Annotated in this window: 24 protein-coding genes and 1 pseudogene; 16 read left to right on the top strand and 9 right to left on the bottom strand. The window is 51.4% G+C overall.

What is annotated here, in order from left to right; translation table 11 throughout:
• Positions 1–90 precede the first annotated feature (90 nt).
• The 6 genes and pseudogenes from AOB54_04110 to AOB54_04135 all read left to right on the top strand — a co-directional run bounded on the left by AOB54_04110 (position 91) and on the right by AOB54_04135 (position 5905).
• The gene (locus tag AOB54_04110) at positions 91–1368 is read left to right on the top strand and encodes a DNA cytosine methyltransferase (GenBank protein ID WVN42568.1); all 1278 of its coding nucleotides are present in this window, start codon (positions 91–93) and stop codon (positions 1366–1368) included.
• Positions 1361–2152, top strand: coding sequence for an endonuclease (locus tag AOB54_04115; GenBank protein WVN42569.1), 792 nt, complete (start codon positions 1361–1363; stop codon positions 2150–2152). The genes AOB54_04110 and AOB54_04115 overlap by 8 nt, the downstream gene beginning before the upstream one ends.
• Positions 2153–2851: 699 nt before the next feature.
• Entirely contained in the window at positions 2852–3244 is a 393-nt protein-coding gene (mobC, locus tag AOB54_04120) for a plasmid mobilization relaxosome protein MobC (protein ID WVN42570.1), read from the top strand.
• Positions 3241–4590, top strand: coding sequence for a hypothetical protein (locus AOB54_04125; GenBank protein WVN42571.1), 1350 nt, complete (start codon positions 3241–3243; stop codon positions 4588–4590). Before mobC ends, AOB54_04125 begins: the two co-directional genes overlap by 4 nt.
• Before the next feature lie 195 nt (positions 4591–4785).
• Positions 4786–5358: pseudogene (locus tag AOB54_04130) on the top strand (ArsA-related P-loop ATPase).
• 172 nt (positions 5359–5530) lie between these two features.
• Entirely contained in the window at positions 5531–5905 is a 375-nt protein-coding gene (locus AOB54_04135) for a hypothetical protein (GenBank protein WVN42572.1), read from the top strand.
• Positions 5906–5989: 84 nt separating this feature from the next.
• Here AOB54_04135 and AOB54_04140 read toward each other — a convergent pair whose 3' ends face one another.
• Positions 5990–6529: a YSC84-related protein gene (locus tag AOB54_04140; protein WVN42757.1), complete on the bottom strand. Its 540-nt coding sequence runs from the start codon at positions 6527–6529 to the stop codon at positions 5990–5992.
• A 225-nt stretch (positions 6530–6754) separates the two neighbouring features.
• Between AOB54_04140 and AOB54_04145 the strand changes: the two genes are divergently transcribed.
• Entirely contained in the window at positions 6755–8440 is a 1686-nt protein-coding gene (locus tag AOB54_04145; GenBank protein ID WVN42573.1) for a nitrite/sulfite reductase, read from the top strand.
• A 6-nt stretch (positions 8441–8446) separates the two neighbouring features.
• Positions 8447–8878 carry a DUF934 domain-containing protein gene (locus AOB54_04150; protein WVN42574.1) on the top strand — a complete coding sequence of 144 codons (432 nt, stop codon included), beginning with the start codon at positions 8447–8449 and terminating at the stop codon, positions 8876–8878.
• Positions 8879–8959: 81 nt separating this feature from the next.
• Here the strand turns inward: AOB54_04150 and AOB54_04155 are convergent, their stop codons facing one another.
• From AOB54_04155 to AOB54_04170, 4 genes are all read right to left on the bottom strand, one after another.
• The gene (locus AOB54_04155; GenBank protein ID WVN42575.1) at positions 8960–9304 is read right to left on the bottom strand and encodes a hypothetical protein; all 345 of its coding nucleotides are present in this window, start codon (positions 9302–9304) and stop codon (positions 8960–8962) included.
• A 95-nt stretch (positions 9305–9399) separates the two neighbouring features.
• Positions 9400–9717 carry a hypothetical protein gene (locus AOB54_04160; protein WVN42576.1) on the bottom strand — a complete coding sequence of 106 codons (318 nt, stop codon included), beginning with the start codon at positions 9715–9717 and terminating at the stop codon, positions 9400–9402.
• Complete coding sequence (locus tag AOB54_04165) at positions 9714–9872, bottom strand: hypothetical protein (protein WVN42577.1); 159 nt, start codon at positions 9870–9872, stop codon at positions 9714–9716. The genes AOB54_04160 and AOB54_04165 overlap by 4 nt, the downstream gene beginning before the upstream one ends.
• 296 nt (positions 9873–10168) lie before the next feature.
• Positions 10169–11491: a D-amino acid dehydrogenase gene (locus AOB54_04170; GenBank protein ID WVN42578.1), complete on the bottom strand. Its 1323-nt coding sequence runs from the start codon at positions 11489–11491 to the stop codon at positions 10169–10171.
• Positions 11492–11606: 115 nt separating this feature from the next.
• Between AOB54_04170 and AOB54_04175 the strand changes: the two genes are divergently transcribed.
• The 3 genes from AOB54_04175 to AOB54_04185 all read left to right on the top strand — a co-directional run bounded on the left by AOB54_04175 (position 11607) and on the right by AOB54_04185 (position 13213).
• On the top strand, positions 11607–12107 hold the full coding sequence (locus tag AOB54_04175; GenBank protein WVN42758.1) for a winged helix-turn-helix transcriptional regulator: 501 nt from the start codon (positions 11607–11609) through the stop codon (positions 12105–12107).
• A 113-nt stretch (positions 12108–12220) separates the two neighbouring features.
• The gene (locus AOB54_04180; protein ID WVN42579.1) at positions 12221–12649 is read left to right on the top strand and encodes a DsrE family protein; all 429 of its coding nucleotides are present in this window, start codon (positions 12221–12223) and stop codon (positions 12647–12649) included.
• Positions 12650–12811: 162 nt separating this feature from the next.
• Positions 12812–13213 carry a GreA/GreB family elongation factor gene (locus AOB54_04185; GenBank protein WVN42580.1) on the top strand — a complete coding sequence of 134 codons (402 nt, stop codon included), beginning with the start codon at positions 12812–12814 and terminating at the stop codon, positions 13211–13213.
• Positions 13214–13250: 37 nt separating this feature from the next.
• On the opposite strand, the gene AOB54_04190 is transcribed toward AOB54_04185, so the two are convergent.
• Positions 13251–14000, bottom strand: a complete 750-nt coding sequence (locus AOB54_04190) for a sulfite exporter TauE/SafE family protein (GenBank protein ID WVN42581.1) — start codon at positions 13998–14000, stop codon at positions 13251–13253.
• Between the two features lie 108 nt (positions 14001–14108).
• On the opposite strand from AOB54_04190, the gene mtgA reads away from it, so the two are divergent.
• The 4 genes from mtgA to AOB54_04210 all read left to right on the top strand — a co-directional run bounded on the left by mtgA (position 14109) and on the right by AOB54_04210 (position 18126).
• Positions 14109–14783, top strand: coding sequence for a monofunctional biosynthetic peptidoglycan transglycosylase (gene mtgA, locus AOB54_04195; protein ID WVN42582.1), 675 nt, complete (start codon positions 14109–14111; stop codon positions 14781–14783).
• Between the two features lie 330 nt (positions 14784–15113).
• A complete protein-coding gene (locus tag AOB54_04200; GenBank protein WVN42583.1) occupies positions 15114–16136 on the top strand; it encodes a TerC family protein in 1023 nt (340 codons plus the stop codon).
• Between the two features lie 112 nt (positions 16137–16248).
• Complete coding sequence (locus AOB54_04205) at positions 16249–17709, top strand: FAD-binding domain-containing protein (GenBank protein ID WVN42584.1); 1461 nt, start codon at positions 16249–16251, stop codon at positions 17707–17709.
• Between the two features lie 99 nt (positions 17710–17808).
• Positions 17809–18126, top strand: a complete 318-nt coding sequence (locus AOB54_04210; GenBank protein WVN42585.1) for a c-type cytochrome — start codon at positions 17809–17811, stop codon at positions 18124–18126.
• Between the two features lie 76 nt (positions 18127–18202).
• On the opposite strand, the gene AOB54_04215 is transcribed toward AOB54_04210, so the two are convergent.
• Genes AOB54_04215 through AOB54_04225 form a run of 3 tightly spaced genes read right to left on the bottom strand, consistent with a single transcriptional unit; the run spans position 18203 to position 19787 of the window.
• Entirely contained in the window at positions 18203–18883 is a 681-nt protein-coding gene (locus AOB54_04215; GenBank protein WVN42586.1) for a cytochrome b/b6 domain-containing protein, read from the bottom strand.
• On the bottom strand, positions 18880–19347 hold the full coding sequence (locus AOB54_04220; protein WVN42587.1) for a diheme cytochrome c: 468 nt from the start codon (positions 19345–19347) through the stop codon (positions 18880–18882). Before AOB54_04220 ends, AOB54_04215 begins: the two co-directional genes overlap by 4 nt.
• A 23-nt stretch (positions 19348–19370) precedes the next feature.
• Positions 19371–19787 carry a DUF1924 domain-containing protein gene (locus AOB54_04225; protein WVN42588.1) on the bottom strand — a complete coding sequence of 139 codons (417 nt, stop codon included), beginning with the start codon at positions 19785–19787 and terminating at the stop codon, positions 19371–19373.
• A gap of 136 nt (positions 19788–19923) precedes the next feature.
• Between AOB54_04225 and AOB54_04230 the strand changes: the two genes are divergently transcribed.
• On the top strand, positions 19924–20280 hold the full coding sequence (locus AOB54_04230; GenBank protein WVN42589.1) for a PepSY domain-containing protein: 357 nt from the start codon (positions 19924–19926) through the stop codon (positions 20278–20280).
• Positions 20281–20286 lie beyond the last annotated feature (6 nt).

Here is a 20286-nt window from a genome sequence, read left to right on the forward strand (position 1 = left end):
GGTATAGGAAGAATGTCTGATAGCGTTTTTTTACCGGATTCGCGAAACTGAAAGCTTCAGAAGCTGACCAAACAATAGAATTAGACTTAAATGACAAACAGAACAAAATTCGAAGTAACGAGAGGAAGGCCCATAGGGATAGATTTATTCGCCGGGGCAGGTGGAATGTCTTTGGGGTTTGAGCAAGCAGGTTTTGACATAGTTGCTGCAGTAGAAATTGACCCGATTCACTGCGCAGTACACGAATACAACTTTCCATACTGTAAAACAATCTGCGCGAGCGTAACGGATTTGACGGGAACTCAGATTAGAGCGCTAGCCGGAATTGGAGATAAAGAAATTGACGTTGTATTTGGGGGGGCGCCGTGCCAAGGATTTTCGTTGATAGGGAAAAGGGCGCTTGACGACCCAAGAAACTCGTTGGTTTATCACTATGTACGAATAGTTAAGCAACTATCGCCAAAATATTTTGTCTTTGAAAATGTCAAGGGCTTGACGGTTGGAAAACACAGGCAGTTTTTGCTGGAAATTATTGAGGCGTTAGGTCGAGCTGGGTACGATGTGCTGGCGGACTACAAAGTACTAAATGCCGCTGATTTTGAAGTACCCCAAGACAGAAAGCGATTATTTTTATTGGGTGCAAGAAAGGGTCAAAAACTTCCAGCGTATCCAAAACCAACGGGTTCGGTAACTGTTGCTGAGGCTATTCTGGATTTACCAAATGCCGATGATTTTCCTCAATTGTTAGCCACTGACACAGTTAAGGTAAGGTACAAATCAAAGTCTGTTTACTCAAAACAGATGAGGGGTGAAATAACTGAAAATCTAGATTTTAGTTACTTAAGACAGTTTGACCCTAATCTTTTGACTTCCAGCTTTCGTACAGAGCACACTGACATATCTCGGTCACGGTTTTCAAAAACAGAACCTGGAAAAGTTGAACCGGTTAGTAGATTTCTTAAGCTAGACCCAAGTGGGGTTTGCAACACATTACGAGCAGGGACGGGTAGTGATAGGGGGGCGTTTACTTCTCCAAGACCCATACATCCAAATTACCCGAGGGTTATCACAGTAAGGGAGGCGGCACGATTGCATTCATATCCTGATTGGTTCCGCTTTCATATCACCAAGTGGCATGGATTTAGGCAGATAGGGAACTCTGTTCCGCCACGGTTGGGAAGAGCTGTGGCGAGTTCAATAATATCAGCGCTTGGCCGTAAGCCCTCAAAACCTTCTCGTGTCTTAAATACAGGAGATGAGGCGCTTTTGACTTTTGTGATGTCAGAAGCAGCGGAGTTTTATACCGTCTCAAAAACCGTTATTCCGCAGCGACAGAGAAAAATATCTTCGGGGGCTACAAGTGGCTAAGAAATCAGCAAACCGATATGAGTTGCTAATTGAAAAAATCTTTCAAAATCATTACAAAAAACAAGCAACCTTTGAGTTTGCGCGCTCTGAGATTGAGACAGAAGCAGCGAATCTCAAGGTTACATTGCCCAAGAATTTAGGCGACTTAATCTATTCTTTCAGATATCGGAATCCGTTGCCAAAAAGTATCTCTGCCACTGCGCCAAAGGGACAAGAATGGATTATTGAGGCGGCAGGACGAGCGAGGTACGCTTTCAAGCTTGTTAAGATAAATCGTATTCTTCCGAATAATAATTTGGTGACTGTAAAGGTCCCAGATTCAACGCCAGAAATTATTAATGCTTACGCACAGGGGGACGAGCAGGCTCTTCTGGCAAAAGTTCGTTACAACCGGTTGATTGATATCTTCCTAGGGATTGCGACCTACTCATTACAGAACCATCTCAGAACCACTGTAAAGGGAATAGGCCAAATAGAGATAGATGAGATATATGTTGGCGTGGATCGGCAGGGCAGACAATACGTAATTCCTGTTCAAGCAAAGGGAGGGGCGGATCAGTTGTCAGTGGTGCAAACCAGACAGGATATTGAGTGTTGCAAAGAAAAGTTCTCAGCATTAATTTGCAGGCCCGTATCAGCACAGTTTTTAGACGACAATCGAATTGCCCTCTTTGAATTAACAATAGAAAACGATTTGGTAAAAGTCGTTGAAGAGCGCCACTATAAATTAACAGCTGCTGAGGAAATTACGGTCCAAGACCTCGAAAAGTATGCCAACAGATAGTTCACCCTTGACTATTGCAAATTTTCTTGTAACTTAAAAAGTGAGCGTTCTAAATGTCCTTTGTGTTTGTGCACTTTGACACTCTTCAGCGCTCAGCTACTAGCAAGTTAAATGTTGAAGGCGGAGAGTAAACAAAACTGGCAACCTGCAAAAGCAGTCTCCTCATAACGAACTAGAGCAATGGCTATAGCAACAAAGAGAAATCAATGTTGTGAAAGTGGTAGAAGAGGGAGAGCAAACCACCAAACGAAGGCGAAATCTGGACCGTGCTCAATGGGGTTTTGGAACCCTGAACCAGAAAGCAACTTAATCCAAAAATATAGTTGCCCGTTTATAGGTGAGATAACCGAGAAATGGCTAAGCAGGTCCTTGAATGAACAGCATTCAGGGAAAGGAAAAAGCTTTCCAAAAACGGTGAGCTATTCCGGGTACACCAAGAGCAAAAACCAAAGAAAAAACCAAGATAAATTGGGCCGAAGGCTTGATTGCCTTTGGCAACCCAAAAAAACGTAAGAATAGAAAAAATGGACGGCGGGGGATATTCCGTCTTTTTTCCAATCTCTTGACTTCTGATTTTAATTTTGTATGTACAGAAGAAGCGGTTGGAACTCCTAAGCGAGGTTAACCATTCAAGGAACAGTTGTTCCTGATTGGTACTCGTTCAAGGGTGCCCTAGCCCTTGAATAGAAAAGGAGTGTTATGGAAAAAAGAGAAAAAGTATCCACTGGTCAGTCCGGTGCTGACCAGAACCAGTATGTCAGGACCAAGACAATAAAGTTTTTGTGTACCGAAGAAGAGCAAAATCAAATTACGGAACTAGCTCACCAAATGGGCTACAAGACCGTAGCACAGTATGTGAGAGAAAAAGCCCTTGCTAATCTTGAGCAAGACCACCCAAAGGCCGTTAGGAATGCATTGTACAAATGCTTCACAGCTCTAAACCGTATTGGCAACAACATTAACCAGATTTCTAGGCTACTCAATTATGGGGTTGAAGTGGATAGGGCTACTTATGGAGCTATGAAAGATATCAAGCGAATGGCTTATGACCTTTTGGAGGAGGCAAAAAAGGGAAACTGGGAGCAGAAGTGATAGTCCGTTTTTTCAAAACTGGCACCTCAAATGGTGAAGCCCCAATTAATTATTTGCTAAGAGCGAAGAATCATAACGGTGAACCAAGAGCCGAAACTCCAGAAATTATTGAAGGTACTCCAGGGCTGACGATTGACATTATTAACAGCATCCACAGAAAGCATAAGTACAGTAGTGGCTGTATTGCCTTCAGACCGGAGGAGCAACCTACAAGAGAGCAGATTCACCAGATTGTTGAAAACTTTAAATTGGTGGTTGCTCCTAACTTATCACCGGATAGCATCAATAGTCTTTTTGTGCTTCACAGGGACAAACCCAATCCTAAAACAGGTTTTGCTGGTTTTCATATCCATTTCATTTTGCCAATGGTGCAACTGACCGGGAGAAATGCTGGAAGGAGGTGGAATCCACACCCGCCAGGAAAAGAGAGCATTGAAATAATGAGTCTTTTCACCAGTATCACTAACCACCAGTACGGCTGGAAACAGGTTCAGCCCAACCCTTTGAGAGTTAATGTTTCCAGCTTCTGGAAAAAGGTGGAGGGTAAACCCATCACCAGAAAAGCTGAGTTATTACAGCAAGAACTCCAAATTGCTATTACATCAGGCCAGATTAAAAGTCGTAAACAACTTTCCAACTTTCTAGCCGACACACTTGGAATGGAAATCACAAGAAAAGGGGTGGATTACCTTTCGGTGAGATTTCCTGGAACAGGAAAAGCAATCAGGTTGAAGGGACCAATGTTTGGTGCTGACACCAATTTTGAAAAATTGCAGACAGCAACTGTTCAAAAAAATAAGGCCATTAGTCTTACAGAAAGTGACTATCAAACCAAAACACACAGGCTCTCTGAACTATTAAGTAAAAGAGGCCAAATGCTGACCGACTCAGCAATCAGAAAAACAAAATTTGAGGAGATTAAGTATGATAAACAGTCAATCAGAAACACCAGCAGAAAAACCACAGTCAGAAGACCTAAGCCTTCTAGAGAGCCTGCTTCAATCCGACGTGGAGCAAAAGCAAGCCATTCTCCACACTCAGCAGGTTCTTTATGGGGTGATGGAGCACTTGGGAATGATTCAAAAGAAACCCGAGCCCTTTTGTCCACTAACCCCGGAACAGGTGAAAGAGAGAATATTATTGTTAAGAAACCAAACCCACAGCCAAGGCCAGGGGGAGGGGCAGTTTGGTTCGGCAAAACCCCAACCACTTCAGCCGAAATAGACGACCAAATCCGTCAGCTATCTATTGCATTAAGTCAGGCTTCAGATTCTGGGTACAGGGAGATTCAGGACCACATAAATCGGTTGGTTGGCAAAAAGGAGAACCTACCTAAGCCCAAATAATTTAGGACTTGGCCCCAGAGAATGGGGCTGGTAGCATTCCTGGTAGCAGAAAAAAAGAGATTTTTAACCCCAACCCCTACCAAACCCAGGGCTGGTGCGGGTTAGCGGAGAGTGTCAGGTTTGTCCCACCCTCTCCGCCAAAATTACCTGTACTAACTTGCTCATGGCCACGTGAGCATGCCCGGAGCCCGCACTCGCGAACATGTGCTGTCCACCAAAGGAGCGACCTTGGATGCGGAAGGTCGGGCCATGCTCGAAGAAGATCTGCGTTCTCCATGTACCGAAGAGATCGCCGTGTTCCAGGCGTTCTCCCGCATCATCAGGGAAGCTGGTAAGAAGTTCGTGGTCATGGACACCGCACCAACCGGACACACCTTGCTGCTGCTGGATGCCACGGGCGCCTATCACCGCGACATTGTGCGTCAGATGGGTGAGACCGGCGTCCACTTCACCACGCCCATGATGCAATTGCAGGATCCCAAACAGACCAAGGTCTTGATCGTGACACTGGCGGAGACCACGCCGGTACTTGAAGCGGCTAACCTGCAGGACGATCTTCGACGTGCGGGTATCGAGCCATGGGCCTGGGTCATTAACAACAGCCTGGCTGCCTGCGCACCCGCTTCACCTTTGCTGCGTCAGCGTGCCCTCAACGAGTTTCGAGAGATCGAAGCTGTTGCCACCCGGCACGCGCAGCGGTATGCGCTGGTGCCCTTGATGAAAAACGAACCAGTCGGTGTTGATCGTCTGCTGGACTTGGCGCTTTGATTCGCAGCGGGCACATGCCTCTTGTTTAGGTCTAACGAGCTTAATTTTTTGCGTTTACATCTAGTGTTGTGTAGTTAAAAGTCAGGAGTAAGATGAGGGACGTGCGGAGCGAGCCTTCTGGCGAGCGTCTAGGCTCGAACTTCTCCTTTCAGACGCCTTTTGGAGATCAAACATGGACTTTTCAAGTAGCGTGGTGCGCAAAAGGGTATTAGCTGTTGCTTTGGCGGTTGGCCTTGGCGCCATCGGCAGTGCGGGGTTCGCGCAAGCCCAAGAGGAACCAATTTTCGGCAGGCAACTCATGACTGAGCAAGAGCGGACTGAGTACCGAGACAAAATGAGAAACGCCAAGACCAAAGAAGAGCGTGACAAGATTCGAGCTCAACAGCATGAAGAAATGAAGGCCCGTGCGAAAGCCCGTGGCGTAACGATTCCCGATGACCCACCGCCCAAGGGCATGGGCTATGGTCGCGGTGGGCCAGCCGGTAAGGGACCCGGTGGTGGCGGGCCTGGCGGTGGTGGGCCTCAGGGCCCAGGTGGTGGTCGCTAAGCCACGCGCGGCAAAGAAGTTTGAGTTTGTTAGCGGCGGCCGCGTGATGGACCGCCGCTAGTGCAACAAGTCAGGTTAGAAGCCTCAGTTTAGATCTGAGTCTTTGAAGTATTTTGTGCCCTTTAACGTGGCTTGAAGCGCCAGGCCGTGTTCGGTGAGTTGATAAATGGTGATTCCATCAATCAACACCTCGCCAGACACGGCAGCCCCAGCACTGCCGGTCTTTGCTGCCGCATCGGCGTGTCCGCCAAATTCCCAGCCACTTTCGATAAATTTACGCATCACCTCAGGGCTGTGGAAAACGAAGACTGCCCGAAAGTCTTTAATGCCTAAGCCAAGGCCAATTCCGACTTCCCCCATTTTCATGTAGGTGTCTTTGCCGGTTCGGTTGTCTCGTACCACACCGTAGCCACCCCCAAAGCTGGCGATCAGGACATTGACATTCTTATTATTAAAAACGGCGTAACCAGGGCTGGCAGCAATCTGGGCCTTGGTATCTGGCTTGATGCGATAAAGATCTTTTAGCACTGTTGCGCGCATTGACTGTATTTCAGCCCGGCGCTCCTGTTTAGAGTCGCTGCTGGCCGCCAGTGCGGTGTTGGTCACGGCACCAACCATCAGCATTGCAGCGAGAATTGATTTGGATCGCATCATGTTTCCGAGCCCCCCTTAGATGAGAGCGGCCAGTCTAACGGGCTTTTCCCGGTTTGTGCATTACCCGTGCGTGGAAATAGTGGCCCCACAAAGCCGTAGGCCTATATTCTGAAAGCTGGAATGCTTTTCGAAAAAGAATGCTTCCGCTGGGAATTAGAAGCAGTAACCTTCTTTCTTCTTTGAAAGGGGCGCTTTATGTACCAACCTGTTGAGACCGACCTACAGCTTTTGCGTGAGCGGGCGGCCCAATTGGCTGGCCAGATTGCCCGGCATCGTGCTGGCGCCCTTACAGACGAAGAATTGCGCCCTTTGCGGCTTCAAAATGGCTTGTATCTCCAGCGCCATGCCCCAATGCTCCGTATCGCCATTGCCTATGGAATGCTCAACAGCAGGCAGCTTCGTGCCCTGGCGGCCGTTGCACGCCGCTATGACCGGGCCTATGGGCATTTCACTACCCGACAGAATCTGCAGTTAAATTGGATCTCGGTCGATGACACCCCCGCAGCACTTGCCGATCTCGCGGAAGTGGGGCTGCACGGCATCCAGTCCAGTGGCAACTGCCTGCGTAATATTACGAGTGATGTGCTTGCCGGTATCGCCCCCGACGAAATCCTGGATCCCAGGCCGTATGCCGAGTTGTTGCGTCAGTGGAGCACCTTTCACCCGGAGCTGACTTACCTGCCACGAAAATTCAAGGTGGCGCTGACCGGCACGCCGGAGGATCGGGCCCTGGCGCAGGTGCATGATCTTGCCTTTGAGGTGGTGCGTGCGCAGCCCCGTGCTGTCTTCCGAGTTCGGGTTGGGGGTGGCCTTGGGCGCACGCCGGTACTCGGCCCGGTGATTCGTGAGGAATTGGATTGGTCTGATCTGCTCACCTATACCCATGCAGTGATGCGGGTCTATAACGAGTTGGGCCGCCGAGACAACCTCACCAAAGCCCGGATCAAAATTCTGGTGCGCACGGTGGGGCTGGATGTGTTTCGGGAACTTGTTGAGGCAGAGTGGGCCCATCTGCGATCTGGCCCATCGAAGCTCACCGAGTCTGATTTACAGCGTGTGATTTCGTCGTTTATTGAGCCGGACTGGTCTCGGGGGCAGCAATTAACCAAGCCAGATCAGGAGCGATCAGAGATACAGCGGAAGGAGTGGCACAGGTGGTTCACAAGAAACCGGCTGCCCAATAAGCACCCTGGTTACGCTGCAGTTTTAATTCCACTGAAGTCCGTGGGCCGTGCGCCTGGAGACATGACTAGTGAGGAAATGGAATACTTGGCTGATCTTGCGGATCAGTTTAGCCAAGGATTTATCCGGGTTGCCCATAGTCAAGACCTGGTGTTGCCAGCGGTGATCGAGGCCGATTTACCCGCGCTTTTTCAGGCGCTGAAATCCAAAGGCCTGCACCACGCTGTTGGTGGGCTGATTGGCGATATGGTGAGCTGCCCCGGGGGCGACTATTGCTCACTGGCCAACGCCAGATCAATTCCGATTGCCAAAGATATTGCGGCACGGTATGCCAATCTAGATGCCCAAGAGAGTATTGGACCACTCGATTTACGCATATCAGGTTGTATGAACAGCTGCGGCCACCATCATATCGGCCATATTGGAATTTTGGGGGTGGATAAAGACGGTGCCGCGTTTTATCAACTCTTGCTGGGCGGCCACTCGGGGCATGGTGCGCCTGCAGCGCTCGGCACTGTGATTGGCAAGGCCTTTGCCGAAGATGAAATCGCTGACGCGGTAGAGGAAATTCTTGATCTCTATCTTGAAGTTCGTGAAGACGGCGAGACATTTCGGCAGGCAGTAGCACGGTTGGGCAAGGAAGTCTTTGCCAATGCCGCTGAGCGGGCCCGTAAATCTTCGTTAATCAAAGAGATTTAATACATCATGAGTGCGCAACTAAAAGAGGGAGCCTCTCCCGTTGATCTGCCAATTACACGAGTTTTTGACAACCAGGGTGTATCGGCTAAGCACTACGTGAAGCCCGATATCACAATTGAGCCAGAGGACTTTTATGGCTCGATCACAAAGGGTTATACCGCTGATATTCGGGCAAAGTTGGAACCCCTGTTGGCACTTTCATCGATTGCGATTCTCTTTGGAAAAATAACCGAGGGGCGCCCATATACCCTGGCGCTTCGGCTGCGCGAGCTGGGGTATGCGGGGGAGTTGCACGCTGTGGGGGCGGTTAATCGAGAGCTGATGCACCATCTGATTCGAGTGGGCTTTACGCACATTCATTTGAACGAAGATGGCCGCCTCATTGCACCCGCTATTGTGTTTCCTTTTTCGACGGCCTATCAGAGACTCGGCGTGTGACTGTCCGAGTGTAAAGTCAACTTGCAAGGAGCCGGACTATGCGCCGGTCTTACCGATAAAGGCGATTAACAGCCCGGCAATTTAGTCATCGTGTTTTCGTTCACGACCATTGCCGCCGCGGTTTTCGCCGCGACCATCGCGGCCCGGCCGACGAATATCGTTTTCGTTGGCGTTTCGGTGGCACTCCACGCAATTGTCGAAGTCGCGGATGCCTTCTTCGATGTGTTCTTGGCGAATTTTCTGTGGGGTGTGTTCATGACAGCCATAACAGGTGTAGCGACTATAGTCGTTTCGGATGTGACACGTCACGCACTGCACGTTGTGATCACGGTCAAGCTCGAAATACTTTCTGTGATCAAAAGTGGCCGGAACCCATTTGTCTTGGCTGTGGCACTGGCTACAGTTCCCGGTAATTTTCTGGTGCAAACTGTCTTTGGGCGCTTGATGACAACTCTGGCACTCTGCGCGGGCCGTTTTTTCCAGCAGTTGATGGTTGAAGTGGCCCGTGGTGCGAAACCGTTTTACGCCAGCATGATCGCTATGACACGAAATACAGTCGTTGCTGATGAGCTTTGGTGAAATGGCGTGGAGGTCAGCGGCTTTTCAATTGGCAGGCCCACCGAAGTCAGTTTGCCAATTTCCTCTGGTTTGTGGCAGGTCACGCATTTCTCTGACTCTGCCCCCGTGAATGTGGTGTGGCAGGCAAAGCAATCCGAATCCAGTTTGGCATGGCCAGGAATCAATTTTCCTGGGCTTACCATCAGATGCGGGTAGACCAAGACGAGCACCACCAACACAACCAAATTCGCGGCAATGACCCACTTGGCGAATCGATTCATTTCCAGCCCCAGAACATGAAGATACTCAAAATGTGCCCCAAGGATAAAACAGCAAAAACCATGAAGATTGGAATGTGCACCTTACGCCATTTATTCATTGCATCCAGCGTTACGGTGTCCCAGAACACTGCTTTTTCAATATCATCTTTGGACATTCCCCTGAGCAGCCTCAGAGACAGGTTGAATCGGTTCGCGAGTCGGTAATGCACCGGCATCTTCGGCAGGCAAACCGGTTTTGAGTGCTTGATAGGCGCCCCAGTGGCGTGAAAAGCTGATCGCCAGCCAGAGCCCAATTTATAAGATGATCCCGCCCAGTATCCATAAAGATAACGAGGCGGTCGTCATGTTTGGGGGAGTCAACATATTCTTTTGATTTAGGAGTTTTATTGTCGCATGAGCATCCTAATCAAGCCTAGCTTAACTCACCCTGAGTCAGGCGTTCATCTGGCGTTCATGTTTGTGAATTAGCCAAATGACCGCGCACTTGGCCATGTAATGATCGGTTTGGTTTCGCACCATACCGATCCACCGCCAAGCCGTCTGTGGAAATTTCCGGCGACCTGCCGATAATCATGTCGGCGAGCAATTTGCCGCTTCCACATGCCATGGTCCACCCCAGGGTGCCATGGCCGGTGTTGATAAATAAATTTTGGTGGGTGGTACGCCCCACGATTGGTGTGCTGTCGGGTGTCATGGGGCGCAGACCTGTCCAGAACTCAGCCCGGGAAAGATCTCCGCCCGGGAAGAGTTGTTTGGTGACCATTTCCAGTGTCGCTCTTCGCTGAGGCAGCAGTGTTCGGTCAAAACCCGTTAGCTCTGCCATGCCGCCCACGCGAATGCGTTGATCAAAACGAGTGAGCGCAATTTTGTAGGTCTCATCTAATACCGTGGAGACAGGTGCCAGTGCTTCGTTCACAATTGGTATGGTGAGCGAATAGCCCTTGACCGGGTAGACCGGTAGGTCGATTCCGGTGGAAGCAAGCAGGTTGCGGGAGTAGCTGCCGAGTGCCACAACGTAACGATCAGCTTTTAGCACTTCCTTGTCGGGTGTGTTGAGTGTCACACCGGTGATGCGGTGGTTTGCGTCAAACGTAAACGATTGGGCTGCAACGCCGAAGCGAAAGTCCACCCCAAGGCCCTTTGCAATTGCGGCAAGCGCAGTTGTAAACATAAAGCAGTCGCCAGTCTCATCGTTGGGCAGTCGCAGGCCCCCCGCTATTTTTTGTTGGGACTGGGCCAAGGCGGGTTCGGCGCGTTTCACGCCGGTCGCATCGAGTAGCTCGAAGTCGATGCCGTATTCACGGAGAACCCGAATATCACGCTCTGCTTGGTCGAGCTGGTCGGTGCTGCGAAACAATTGCAGTGTGCCGGCAGTTCGTGCTTCGTACTGTATGCCTGTCTCAGCGCGAAGTTGCTGCAGGCAGGTTCGGCTATACGTGGCGAGCCGAAGCATGCGCTCTTTGTTGAGCGTGTAGCGCTCGCCCGAGCAATTGCGGAGCATCGCTGCCAACCAACGCAGTTGAAATAGGGTTCCGTCCAAGCGGATCGCTAGTGGTGCATGTCGCTGAAACAGCCACTTGATTGCCTTTAGGGGAATGCCGGGCGCCCCCCAGGGCGTTGAGTAGCCGGGCGAGACTTGGCCCGCGTTGGCGTAGCTCGTGTCTAAGGCGGCGCCTTCCTGCTGATCAACGACCGTCACTTGTGCACCCGAACGTGCCAGGTAGTAGGCAGTGGTCACGCCAATGACGCCAGACCCTAAAACAATTACACGCACGATTCTCTCCTAAATCAGTAGATTTAAAAATTATAGGAACCAGAATCAGTAAATGTTGCTGAAATTATTGGCTTATACAATAATTATTGCTTTTAGAATCCTGAAAGTATTTCTTATGCAGCAAACATCAGAGCTCGATACCATTGACCTGCGCATCCTGGATCTTTTGCAACAAGAGGGGCGCTTGACCGTGACGGAGTTGGGGGAGCGGGTGGGGCTCTCCACGTCACCCTGCGCGCAGCGGGTAAAGCGACTCGAGCGGCTAGGCGTGATTACTGGGTATCACGCAAAAATAGACCCCTTGGCCGTCGGCCATACCTTGCTGGTGTTTGTCGAGATTACGTTGGCGGAAAAATCAGAGCAGATCTTCAAAAAGGTGCGCGACGAGCTGGCACACATGCCCGAGGTGCTGGAATGCCATCTCGTATCGGGCAGTTTTGATTATCTGGTGAAGGCACGTCTTGCCGGCATGCCGCAGTATCGGCACTTGTTGGGTTCTATGCTTGAGAGAATCCCCGTGCCGGCACAGTCAAACAGTTATGTCGTGATGGAAGAGGTGAAAGAGACTTTCGCCTTGCGTTTAGATCGGCGTGGGGCCAAGAGTGCAAAAAAATAGCAGCACGCCTTGGCGATCTCGTCGTGCGACTCTACATGCGCTTTTGGATTTATGCTAGCGTGTGTTCGTTTTATCAACTAACTGATAGTTTGAAAAATTCTGGGGGGGATCAAATGAAAGTCTTTGTGAACGGGTTGGTCGCTGCAGTGCTTGGTGTGTCTTCCATTACCGCCGCCGTTAGTGCGCCGTCTTCTGATCGGGCACGGATTGTCTTGCAGGTCAGTGACGATGACCCGAAAAAGTGGAACCTGGCATTGAATAATGCCAGAAACGCTCAGCAGGATCTTGGCGGACCAAAGAATGTCGACATTGAAATTGTGGCCTACGGACCGGGTATCAATATGCTCAAAATGGATGCCGTGACCGCGAATCGAGTCACCGACGCGATCAAGACCGGCATTTCAGTTGTCGCTTGCGAAAACACCATGGGCGCACAGAAAATCGAAAAATCAGAAATGAACCCGTCGATTAGTTATGTCCCAGCTGGCGTTATTCAGTTAATGCGGCGCCAGCAGCAGGGCTGGGCCTACGTTCGGCCGTGACGTTATGAAGCAGTTTTTCCGCCCTCGGATAATCGCCGCAGACGCTTAAGCCCGGCGACGCATCACCCCCAAATTTCTGCGCATCACATTCGTCGTCGGGCCGCTCACCAAGCGCTATTTATGCATTCTGTTGTTGAGGAATGCCTTTTCATGGAGCCCCAAATGTCTACTGTTCTAAATGATGAGCTGCTGCTGACCGAACTCGATTACGTGCGTCTGTCGAGATTGAATGATGGACATCTGCCCCCCGATTTATCTCGGGTGCTAGACGCTGCTGATTTGGTGCCGGCGCCGGAAATTCCCGAAACGATTGTCACCATGTACTCTCGGGTACAAGTGCGCGACCGCGATAGTGGTGAGTCCCAAGAGATCACGGTTTGCTACCCAATTGATGCCAGTCTTGAAAAAGGCTTTATTTCGGTGCTATCGCCGATTGGCGCTGCCCTGATTGGTCGTCGTGTTGGGTCGGCCGTGTATTGGACACCGCCCGCGGGCAAGGAGCGCAGTATGGAGATTCAATCCATGCTGTATCAGCCAGAAGCCCACGGGGATTATGTGACTTGATCGGCGCGGGCACTGGTTTTACTTGGGGGGTGTTCGATCAAAGGCCCAGGGTTAGTTTCAAGCCTGCAATCAGCAAAACCACCCCAAGAGCCCGTTTTACGCCGACATGTGCAAAGTAGTGGATACCAAATCGTGTTCCAATGAAAGCGCCTAGCAGGACAAACGCGACATACAGGGGCAATACGGCAGGTAGTTGACTTACTGAGCTGATATTGCCGAGCAAACCAAACAGCGAGTTAAAAAATATAAATATCGCGGCTGTTCCGCTGGCGCCTTTTACCCGGGTCCATCCGGCAAACAAGATTAACGGTGACAGAAAAATACCCCCGCCAGTGCCCGTTAGCCCGGATAAAAAGCCAATCACTCCGCCCACAACAACCGCCAGCCATTTTTTATAGGGTTTTGGTGGTTGTTCTGTTTGGCTGGTGGTGGCGATGAATCGGTACGCCGAATACAGCAAAATGATGCCAACGATCGGTTTGTAAATGTCGCTTGGTAAGTTAAGTCTTCCACCTAAAAACGCGCAAGGAACGGCTCCGATGAGCAATGGAATAACAAGCTTTAGATCGTAGAGTTTCGCTTTAATAAACTGAAAGCTTGTGTAAGAGGACACAAAGATATTGAGCGTGAGTGCCGTGGGTTTTATCGCTGCAGCGCTCATTCCAAAAAGCGACATGATTGCAATATAGGCGGACGCTCCGCCGTGCCCAACAGAGGTGTAGAGCACCGCCCCTAAGAAAAGGCCGAATCCAACCGATAGATCGTAGAGGCTAAAGAGGGTTGTCATAAAATTGGGCGAATCCGGCAACAGCGCATTGACATTCTAAAGATGAAAAAAGGCCAAAAAAGTAGGGCGAAAGGCAAGGCTCGCAGAAGTTTAACTTCTCGATGGCTGTTGTGGTCGTTTGGGCTGGCCTGCGCTGGATTGCTGGCGTATCAGACATGGATCTTTACGCAGGTAGTATGGTTCCGGTGGAACGACCCACGCACCACTGCTTTCATCGAGGCCGAAAAGGATCGGCTTCGGGCCAAGGGAACATCTAGTTCCATTCGGCAGATCTGGGTGCCTTATGGTGCCATTTCAGTCTCTGTAAAACAGGCTGTGGTTGCCGCCGAAGATTCCGCCTTTGCTTTTCATGATGGCGTGGATTGGGAGTCGATAGAAAAAGCCGCTCGGGAGAACATTCGGCGCGGACAGGTGCGGCGGGGTGGGTCGACCATCACCATGCAGCTGGCAAAAAACCTTTTCTTGTCGTCTGACCGGTCTTACGTAAGGAAAGCTCAGGAACTGGTGATCACGGGAATGCTTGAGGTAGTTATGGACAAACGGCGAATTCTTGAGCTTTACCTGAATACCGCAGAATGGGGTGTCGGGGTGTTTGGTATCGAGGCCGCATCAAGGCACTACTTTGGTCTGCCAGCATCCCAAATAGATGCCATGCAGGCGGCCTGGCTGGCTTCTGTCTTACCGTCTCCGAAGCGGTTTGACCGCAATCGCGCGTCGGAATATCTGACCGAACGTGCCTTCGTTATTTTGGAGCGGATGCCCAAGGTGGCCCTGCCACGTTAGTTGGGGCAGTTCTTTTTCGCGGCGCGTCCTGACAGCTCGATTGCGTCGTTGGCGGAATACCCCATCGTTTCAGGGGTTTTCATTGGCGAAATGGTTGACGTCACCAAGCCGAATCTGTTTCAATTTGCCTGCCTCTCAAAGGGAGTAGCTGGCACGATCGTGCAAATGCGTCGTGTAGCGGTGTCGTCATTACGATATCGGTGGGCTGGCAGCCACTGGTGTTCGGTACCGTAACCTGGAACAGCGTTGTATCCGGGCAGCAAGACTGGCGAGGATTCCTAACAATTTGTTACCCAATCGTTGCCGGTTTGGGAAGAGAGGCTCGTCACGATGATGTCCATCGGAACCCCCTTGTTGTGGTCGCTGTTTGCCGCCTTCGTGGTGGTGGCGCTTGCGATCGACTTTTTTGCAATGAACCGCCAGGGTGCTCATACCGTGAGCATCAAAGAGGCCACGATCTGGTCCCTGATCTGGGTGGCGGTGTCCTTTGTCTTTGTGGGCTGGCTCTGGTGGTACCTGGGCGGCCTGGGTGCTGACCCTGTCGCCAAGGAATTGGCCGATGGCAAGGCACTGGAGTTCATCACCGGTTATCTGGTTGAGAAAGCACTGGCGGTCGACAACATCTTTGTGTTTTTGATGCTGTTTACGTATTTCGCCGTGCCGCCAGCGTTTCAAAAGCGTGTGCTCATGATCGGTATCCTGGGGGCGCTTGTCTTGCGTGCCGTCATGATTCTGATCGGTGCTTGGCTAATTGCTCAGTTCCACTGGATCATGTACGTGTTCGGTGCATTTCTGGTCTTTACCGGTGTCAAGATGTGGTGGGCGGCTGGGCAGGAGCCTGACTTGGATAACAACCCAGCACTTCGCTGGATCAACAAGCACATGAAGATGTCGCCAAACTACGATGGCGAGAAGTTCTTCACGATGGTCAACGGCGTAAAGATGGCAACACCGTTGTTTGTGGTGATCATCCTAATCGGTATTGTGGATCTGGTTTTTGCAGTGGACTCCATTCCTGCGATCTTCGCGATCACGACCGACCCTTTTATTGTGCTCACCTCTAATGTGTTTGCCATTTTAGGTCTGCGGGCAATGTACTTCCTGCTTGCCGGCATGCATGAGAAATTTCACCTGCTGTCTTATGGTCTTGCCATCGTCCTGGTGTTCATTGGCGCCAAGATGCTGCTCATTGATGTGTACAAGATTCCTATCGTTTGGTCGCTAGGCTTTACGGTGGTTACCCTGGCAGTCACGATGATCTTGTCGCTTCGGATTCCCGCAAAACCGGGTGAGTCCGGCACCGCCTTCCCGTTTGCCGCCAAGCAAGACGGCAAGTCGAAGACTGATCGTTGATCTGTTGACCGCTTCAGAGACAAGCGCCCCATCTTTGGGGCGTTTGTCGTTTGGCCGGCCTTTTTTGGGCAAATGATTAGAATTCTTAGCTACAAAATTCTTCGATTTCCCGATGCCCAGTCTTCAAATCGTCTGGTTTAAACGTGATCTTCGGGTCCGGGATCATGTTGCCCTGAGTGTCGCAGCGCTGCGTGGGCCTGTGCTGGGGCTGGTGGTGTTTGAGCCATCTTTGTGGGCGCTGCCGGACAGCAGCGGTCGGCACGCGGCCTTTTATCAGGAGTCGTTGGACGATCTTAAGATCTCCGCCAACAAGCTTGGATTAAAGCTGTTGGTGGCAACCGGCGAGATGCCTGATCTATTGAAGGTCTTGGTCGATCAGTTTGGTGTTTTCACGCTTCACAGTCATGAAGAGACCGGTAATTGGGAGAGTTTTGCACGCGATAAGCGGGTGGCGAATTGGTGCCGCGCGCATGGGGTTGCCTGGCTGGAGCACCCCCAAAACAACGTGGTGCGCCGGTTAAAAGATCGCGACGATTGGGCCCGTATCTGGGAAAAGCGAATGGCACAGCCAACGGCTGGGCTGCCTGAGCTGCAGCCGATTGGCGGCGAGATTGAGCAGGGCATTGCCCGCCTGCCCGAGTGTTTTCGAACTGATGGCGTTTCGGGCTGGCAGGCCCTTGCCCGAGTGGATCATTGCCCTGGAAGGCAGCAGGGCGGTCGCCGTTCTGGTATCGCACTTTTAAAAAGCTTCGTCGAGGGCAGGGGGCTCGACTACCGTTGGCATATGAGTAGTCCCGGTACTTCTGAACAATCTTGTTCGCGGCTTTCTCCCCACTTGGCATGGGGAACCCTGTCGATCAAAGAAGTCATTCAGGCGATAGAGCGTGCCAAGACCAATTGGCAGACGGAAGCTGGGCATCCCCACCAAAGCCGCATGCTGATGAGTCTAAAGAGCTTTGAGAGCCGGCTGCACTGGCGCTGTCACTTTATGCAGAAGCTGGAATCTGAGCCTGAGATTGAGTTTCGCTGTTTGCATCCGGCAACCCGGGGTCTACGCAATGAGGGGCTTTACACGAAAGAAGAAGAGCGGCTCTTTCAGGCTTGGCGAGATGGCCATACGGGCTTGCCTTTTGTCGACGCCTGCATGCGTTATCTTCATCACAACGGTTGGATTAATTTCCGAATGCGGGCCATGTTGGTGTCTTTTGCGAGCCAACATCTCTGGCTACATTGGCGGGAAACTGGCCAGCATTTGGCAAGACTCTTCACCGACTATGAACCCGGTATTCATTGGCCGCAGATTCAGATGCAAAGCGGCACCACCGGAATTAACACCATTCGTGTCTACAACCCGGAAAAACAACAAACAGATCAAGACCCCGATGGTCGTTTTGTTGCGGCTTGGGTGCCTGAGCATTTGGCTCCCAGTTATCCGTTGCCCATCGTCGATCATTTGGCGGCATCAAAGCTTGCGCGCGATCGGTTATGGGGCCTGCGAAAACAGGAAGATGTCCGTCAACAGGCCCAAGAGATTTTCAAAAAGCATGGCAGCCGAAAGTCGCGCAGGCGCTGAATCTATTTCTGCAGTCTTCATTGCTTTTTCGGTTTTTGGAAAATCTAATTCATAAATATCTAGAACCGCTCCCCCAATGCTCGGGCTAGAGTGGTGCCTATGCATTTTTTGTCAGTTCTAATGTTGAGTGTGGGCTTAGCGGCATCTTCAGCGGCTGCTTCCGAGTCGCTAACCCCTGTTGCGGCCCGGGCCCAGACCTGCGTGTCCTGCCACGGTGCATCTGGCCTGGGATCGGACTTGGCCCCCGCCATTGCGGGACAAGACCAGCATCGCCTTCGCTCCAAACTTTTCGCATACAAGTACCGTCCCGGTGCCCCAAGCCTAATGGTGGAGGAGGCTCGCCGGCTCTCAGATCGCGAGATTGAGGAGCTTGCAGCCCTTTTTTCGAGCCCCGAGCATCTCGTCTCCCGGCCCTAACGGCGGGCTTTAGAAAACCAAAATGCCTGAACCCCAGATTATGGGGTTCAGGCCTTAAATCGCTAGGTTTGACGGTTTAGATGGTGATGAGCCGCAGTTGGATTGCCCAAAAGTAGCCGATCGCCAGGATCATGGCCAGTCCCAGCCACCAGAAGGTGCGGCGGATACCCTCGGATGCATCGCCGATCTTATAGCCACTGATCATTGATTTAATCAGGTTCTCTTTGTGGGTAAAGCTTGAAAACAGCACCCCGGTGACATGCACACCGATCACCAGCAACAACAGATTGGCGAGTACCTCGTGAACCTCTTCGAAGAATTCCTCTTGAAACCCGCCATCCAGCATGATTCCAGATGTGGCCACGCCAATCACCAGAGATAAGATCACAATCACATCCAGGGCACCAAGCGGGTTGTGTCCCACCGTGTGAATCGGTTTTTTGGTAATCAACCCCTTCACATACGCGATGACGCGCTTCGGGCTTGGCACAAATGAGCTAAACCGTGCGTGCCGGGTGCCGATAATTCCCCAAATGATGCGAAAGGCGACCAGCCCAAGCATGGTGTAGCCACACGTGTTGTGAACGATGCGCAGGCTTTCCATGTCCTGAGTGATCATGGCCCCGGCAAAGCAGACGGCGAGTGTCCAGTGGAATATCCGGGTGGGGAAGTCCCACACCAGAATTGCCTTGGGTGTTTTCTTTTTAAGAGAACCCTCAGCGCTTTGGGCATCGATTGTGGTCAAGGAATTATTCATTTCGGAATCCTTACGTTATCTTCTTCAAAATCACCCTTGGCAGCGGTGGTGTGACAGGCGGCGCAATTCGCGGCGCTTTTAATCGCGGCGCGTTGGTACACATTGGGCTGAATTTCTTTGTGTTTGCGCAGGAACCACTCCGTGGTGGTGAGCCGATCCTCTTTTGACGATTGCACTACCCGCTTATAAGTCCCGGCGTGTTGGTTTAGCCACTGACTGATTTCCTTTACTTGAGTGTCATCCAGGCTGGCATCGGTACCGTAGTGGTTCGATAGCGAGTTCATGACCCGACCCCAGGCCGGTTTGGATAGAAACCCAGGGGGGTATGCCATGTGGCAGGTGCCGCACTCTTGTTTATAGATGGTCAGCATCTGCGTTTCCGGCATCATGGGTTTGCCCGCGTAAGCGGCCGTGCTGGCCACGACTGCGACCGCAAAGGCCAGGGATTTGGTAACTGAGTTCATCATGAATCTCCGAAGGTGTTGATTTATTTTTTGACACTCATCACATAGGCGATGAAGTCGGCTTTCTCCTGGGCGGAGCATTCCCGGCCAACGACGTCGTTGCAATTGCGACGGAACCATTTGTTCACTTTTGCAGTGTCAGTGAAGGCTTTCGGGTTGGCGCTCGGGGCGAGGGGCTCGATAGCTTTCCCGGTTGAACTATGCTTTCCTTGGGCCATGGGGTTACTGTTGTGGCACGAAGCGCAGCTCAGATCTTTGCCGTGTTTGGCGTTATAAAAGGTCTTGCCGCGTTCGATATCACCGGGCTTTCCGGCGGCGGTGCTCCACTGGGACAGTTGGGCCGCAGGCGTGGTGTCGGCGGCGCTAGCGGTGACGGCGGCCAATAGCATTCCGGCGCTAAGAATTAGGCGTACGGGTAGGGACTTTGGGATGCGAATCATGATGATTTCTCCATGCGGTTAAAAAGAACACAGGCGCAGTATGGGAAATCCATGATTGATGGAACCTGAAGGGCTCATTCATCTTGCGTTCAGCCGGCGTGGATAAGACTGCAAACCTTCTATAGGAGTTTTGAACATGAACAAAACCGCACTTAAATCTGCGCTGCTGGCCCTTGGGCTTGGCTTTGTTACCCTCACGACCCAGCCTGTGCTTGCTGCAGCCGATCACGCACGGGCAAGGCAGGCCCTGCAATCTGGCGAAATCCTGCCCTTGGATAAGATTCTGGCCAAGGTGTCGGCGTCACAGCCCGGGCAAATCCTAGAGGTCGAGTTGGACGACGAGCGCGCCAAAGATGGAAAGATCTGGGTCTACGAAATCAAGGGCGTAGCCCCCGATGGCAGGCTTTTTAAAATGAAAGTCGATGCGCGCACAGCGGAGATCTTAGAATCGCGCTCCAAGCCCCGTGAGCGCCAGTCGCCTGCCGCCAGGTAGCGGCAT

This window comes from beta proteobacterium MWH-UniP1 (genome assembly GCA_036362785.1).
GTDB lineage: Bacteria > Pseudomonadota > Gammaproteobacteria > Burkholderiales > Burkholderiaceae_A > Lacustribacter.

Excerpts from the sequence above, each read along its gene's own strand:
- AOB54_04150 (WVN42574.1), top strand. The coding sequence starts at position 8,447 with ATGAGTGCGCAACTAAAAGAGGGAGCCTCTCCCGTTGATCTGCCAATT.
- AOB54_04190 (WVN42581.1), bottom strand. The coding sequence starts at position 14,000 with ATGACAACCCTCTTTAGCCTCTACGATCTATCGGTTGGATTCGGCCTT.
- AOB54_04210 (WVN42585.1), top strand. The coding sequence starts at position 17,809 with ATGCATTTTTTGTCAGTTCTAATGTTGAGTGTGGGCTTAGCGGCATCT.
- AOB54_04220 (WVN42587.1), bottom strand. The coding sequence starts at position 19,347 with ATGAACTCAGTTACCAAATCCCTGGCCTTTGCGGTCGCAGTCGTGGCC.
- AOB54_04185 (WVN42580.1), top strand. The coding sequence starts at position 12,812 with ATGTCTACTGTTCTAAATGATGAGCTGCTGCTGACCGAACTCGATTAC.
- AOB54_04225 (WVN42588.1), bottom strand. The coding sequence starts at position 19,787 with ATGATTCGCATCCCAAAGTCCCTACCCGTACGCCTAATTCTTAGCGCC.
- AOB54_04160 (WVN42576.1), bottom strand. The coding sequence starts at position 9,717 with ATGAATCGATTCGCCAAGTGGGTCATTGCCGCGAATTTGGTTGTGTTG.
- AOB54_04135 (WVN42572.1), top strand. The coding sequence starts at position 5,531 with ATGGACTTTTCAAGTAGCGTGGTGCGCAAAAGGGTATTAGCTGTTGCT.
- AOB54_04110 (WVN42568.1), top strand. The coding sequence starts at position 91 with ATGACAAACAGAACAAAATTCGAAGTAACGAGAGGAAGGCCCATAGGG.
- AOB54_04145 (WVN42573.1), top strand. The coding sequence starts at position 6,755 with ATGTACCAACCTGTTGAGACCGACCTACAGCTTTTGCGTGAGCGGGCG.
- AOB54_04205 (WVN42584.1), top strand. The coding sequence starts at position 16,249 with ATGCCCAGTCTTCAAATCGTCTGGTTTAAACGTGATCTTCGGGTCCGG.
- AOB54_04140 (WVN42757.1), bottom strand. The coding sequence starts at position 6,529 with ATGCTGATGGTTGGTGCCGTGACCAACACCGCACTGGCGGCCAGCAGC.
- AOB54_04165 (WVN42577.1), bottom strand. The coding sequence starts at position 9,872 with ATGTCCAAAGATGATATTGAAAAAGCAGTGTTCTGGGACACCGTAACG.
- AOB54_04175 (WVN42758.1), top strand. The coding sequence starts at position 11,607 with ATGCAGCAAACATCAGAGCTCGATACCATTGACCTGCGCATCCTGGAT.
- AOB54_04180 (WVN42579.1), top strand. The coding sequence starts at position 12,221 with ATGAAAGTCTTTGTGAACGGGTTGGTCGCTGCAGTGCTTGGTGTGTCT.
- AOB54_04230 (WVN42589.1), top strand. The coding sequence starts at position 19,924 with ATGAACAAAACCGCACTTAAATCTGCGCTGCTGGCCCTTGGGCTTGGC.
- AOB54_04215 (WVN42586.1), bottom strand. The coding sequence starts at position 18,883 with ATGAATAATTCCTTGACCACAATCGATGCCCAAAGCGCTGAGGGTTCT.
- AOB54_04200 (WVN42583.1), top strand. The coding sequence starts at position 15,114 with ATGATGTCCATCGGAACCCCCTTGTTGTGGTCGCTGTTTGCCGCCTTC.
- mobC (WVN42570.1), top strand. The coding sequence starts at position 2,852 with ATGGAAAAAAGAGAAAAAGTATCCACTGGTCAGTCCGGTGCTGACCAG.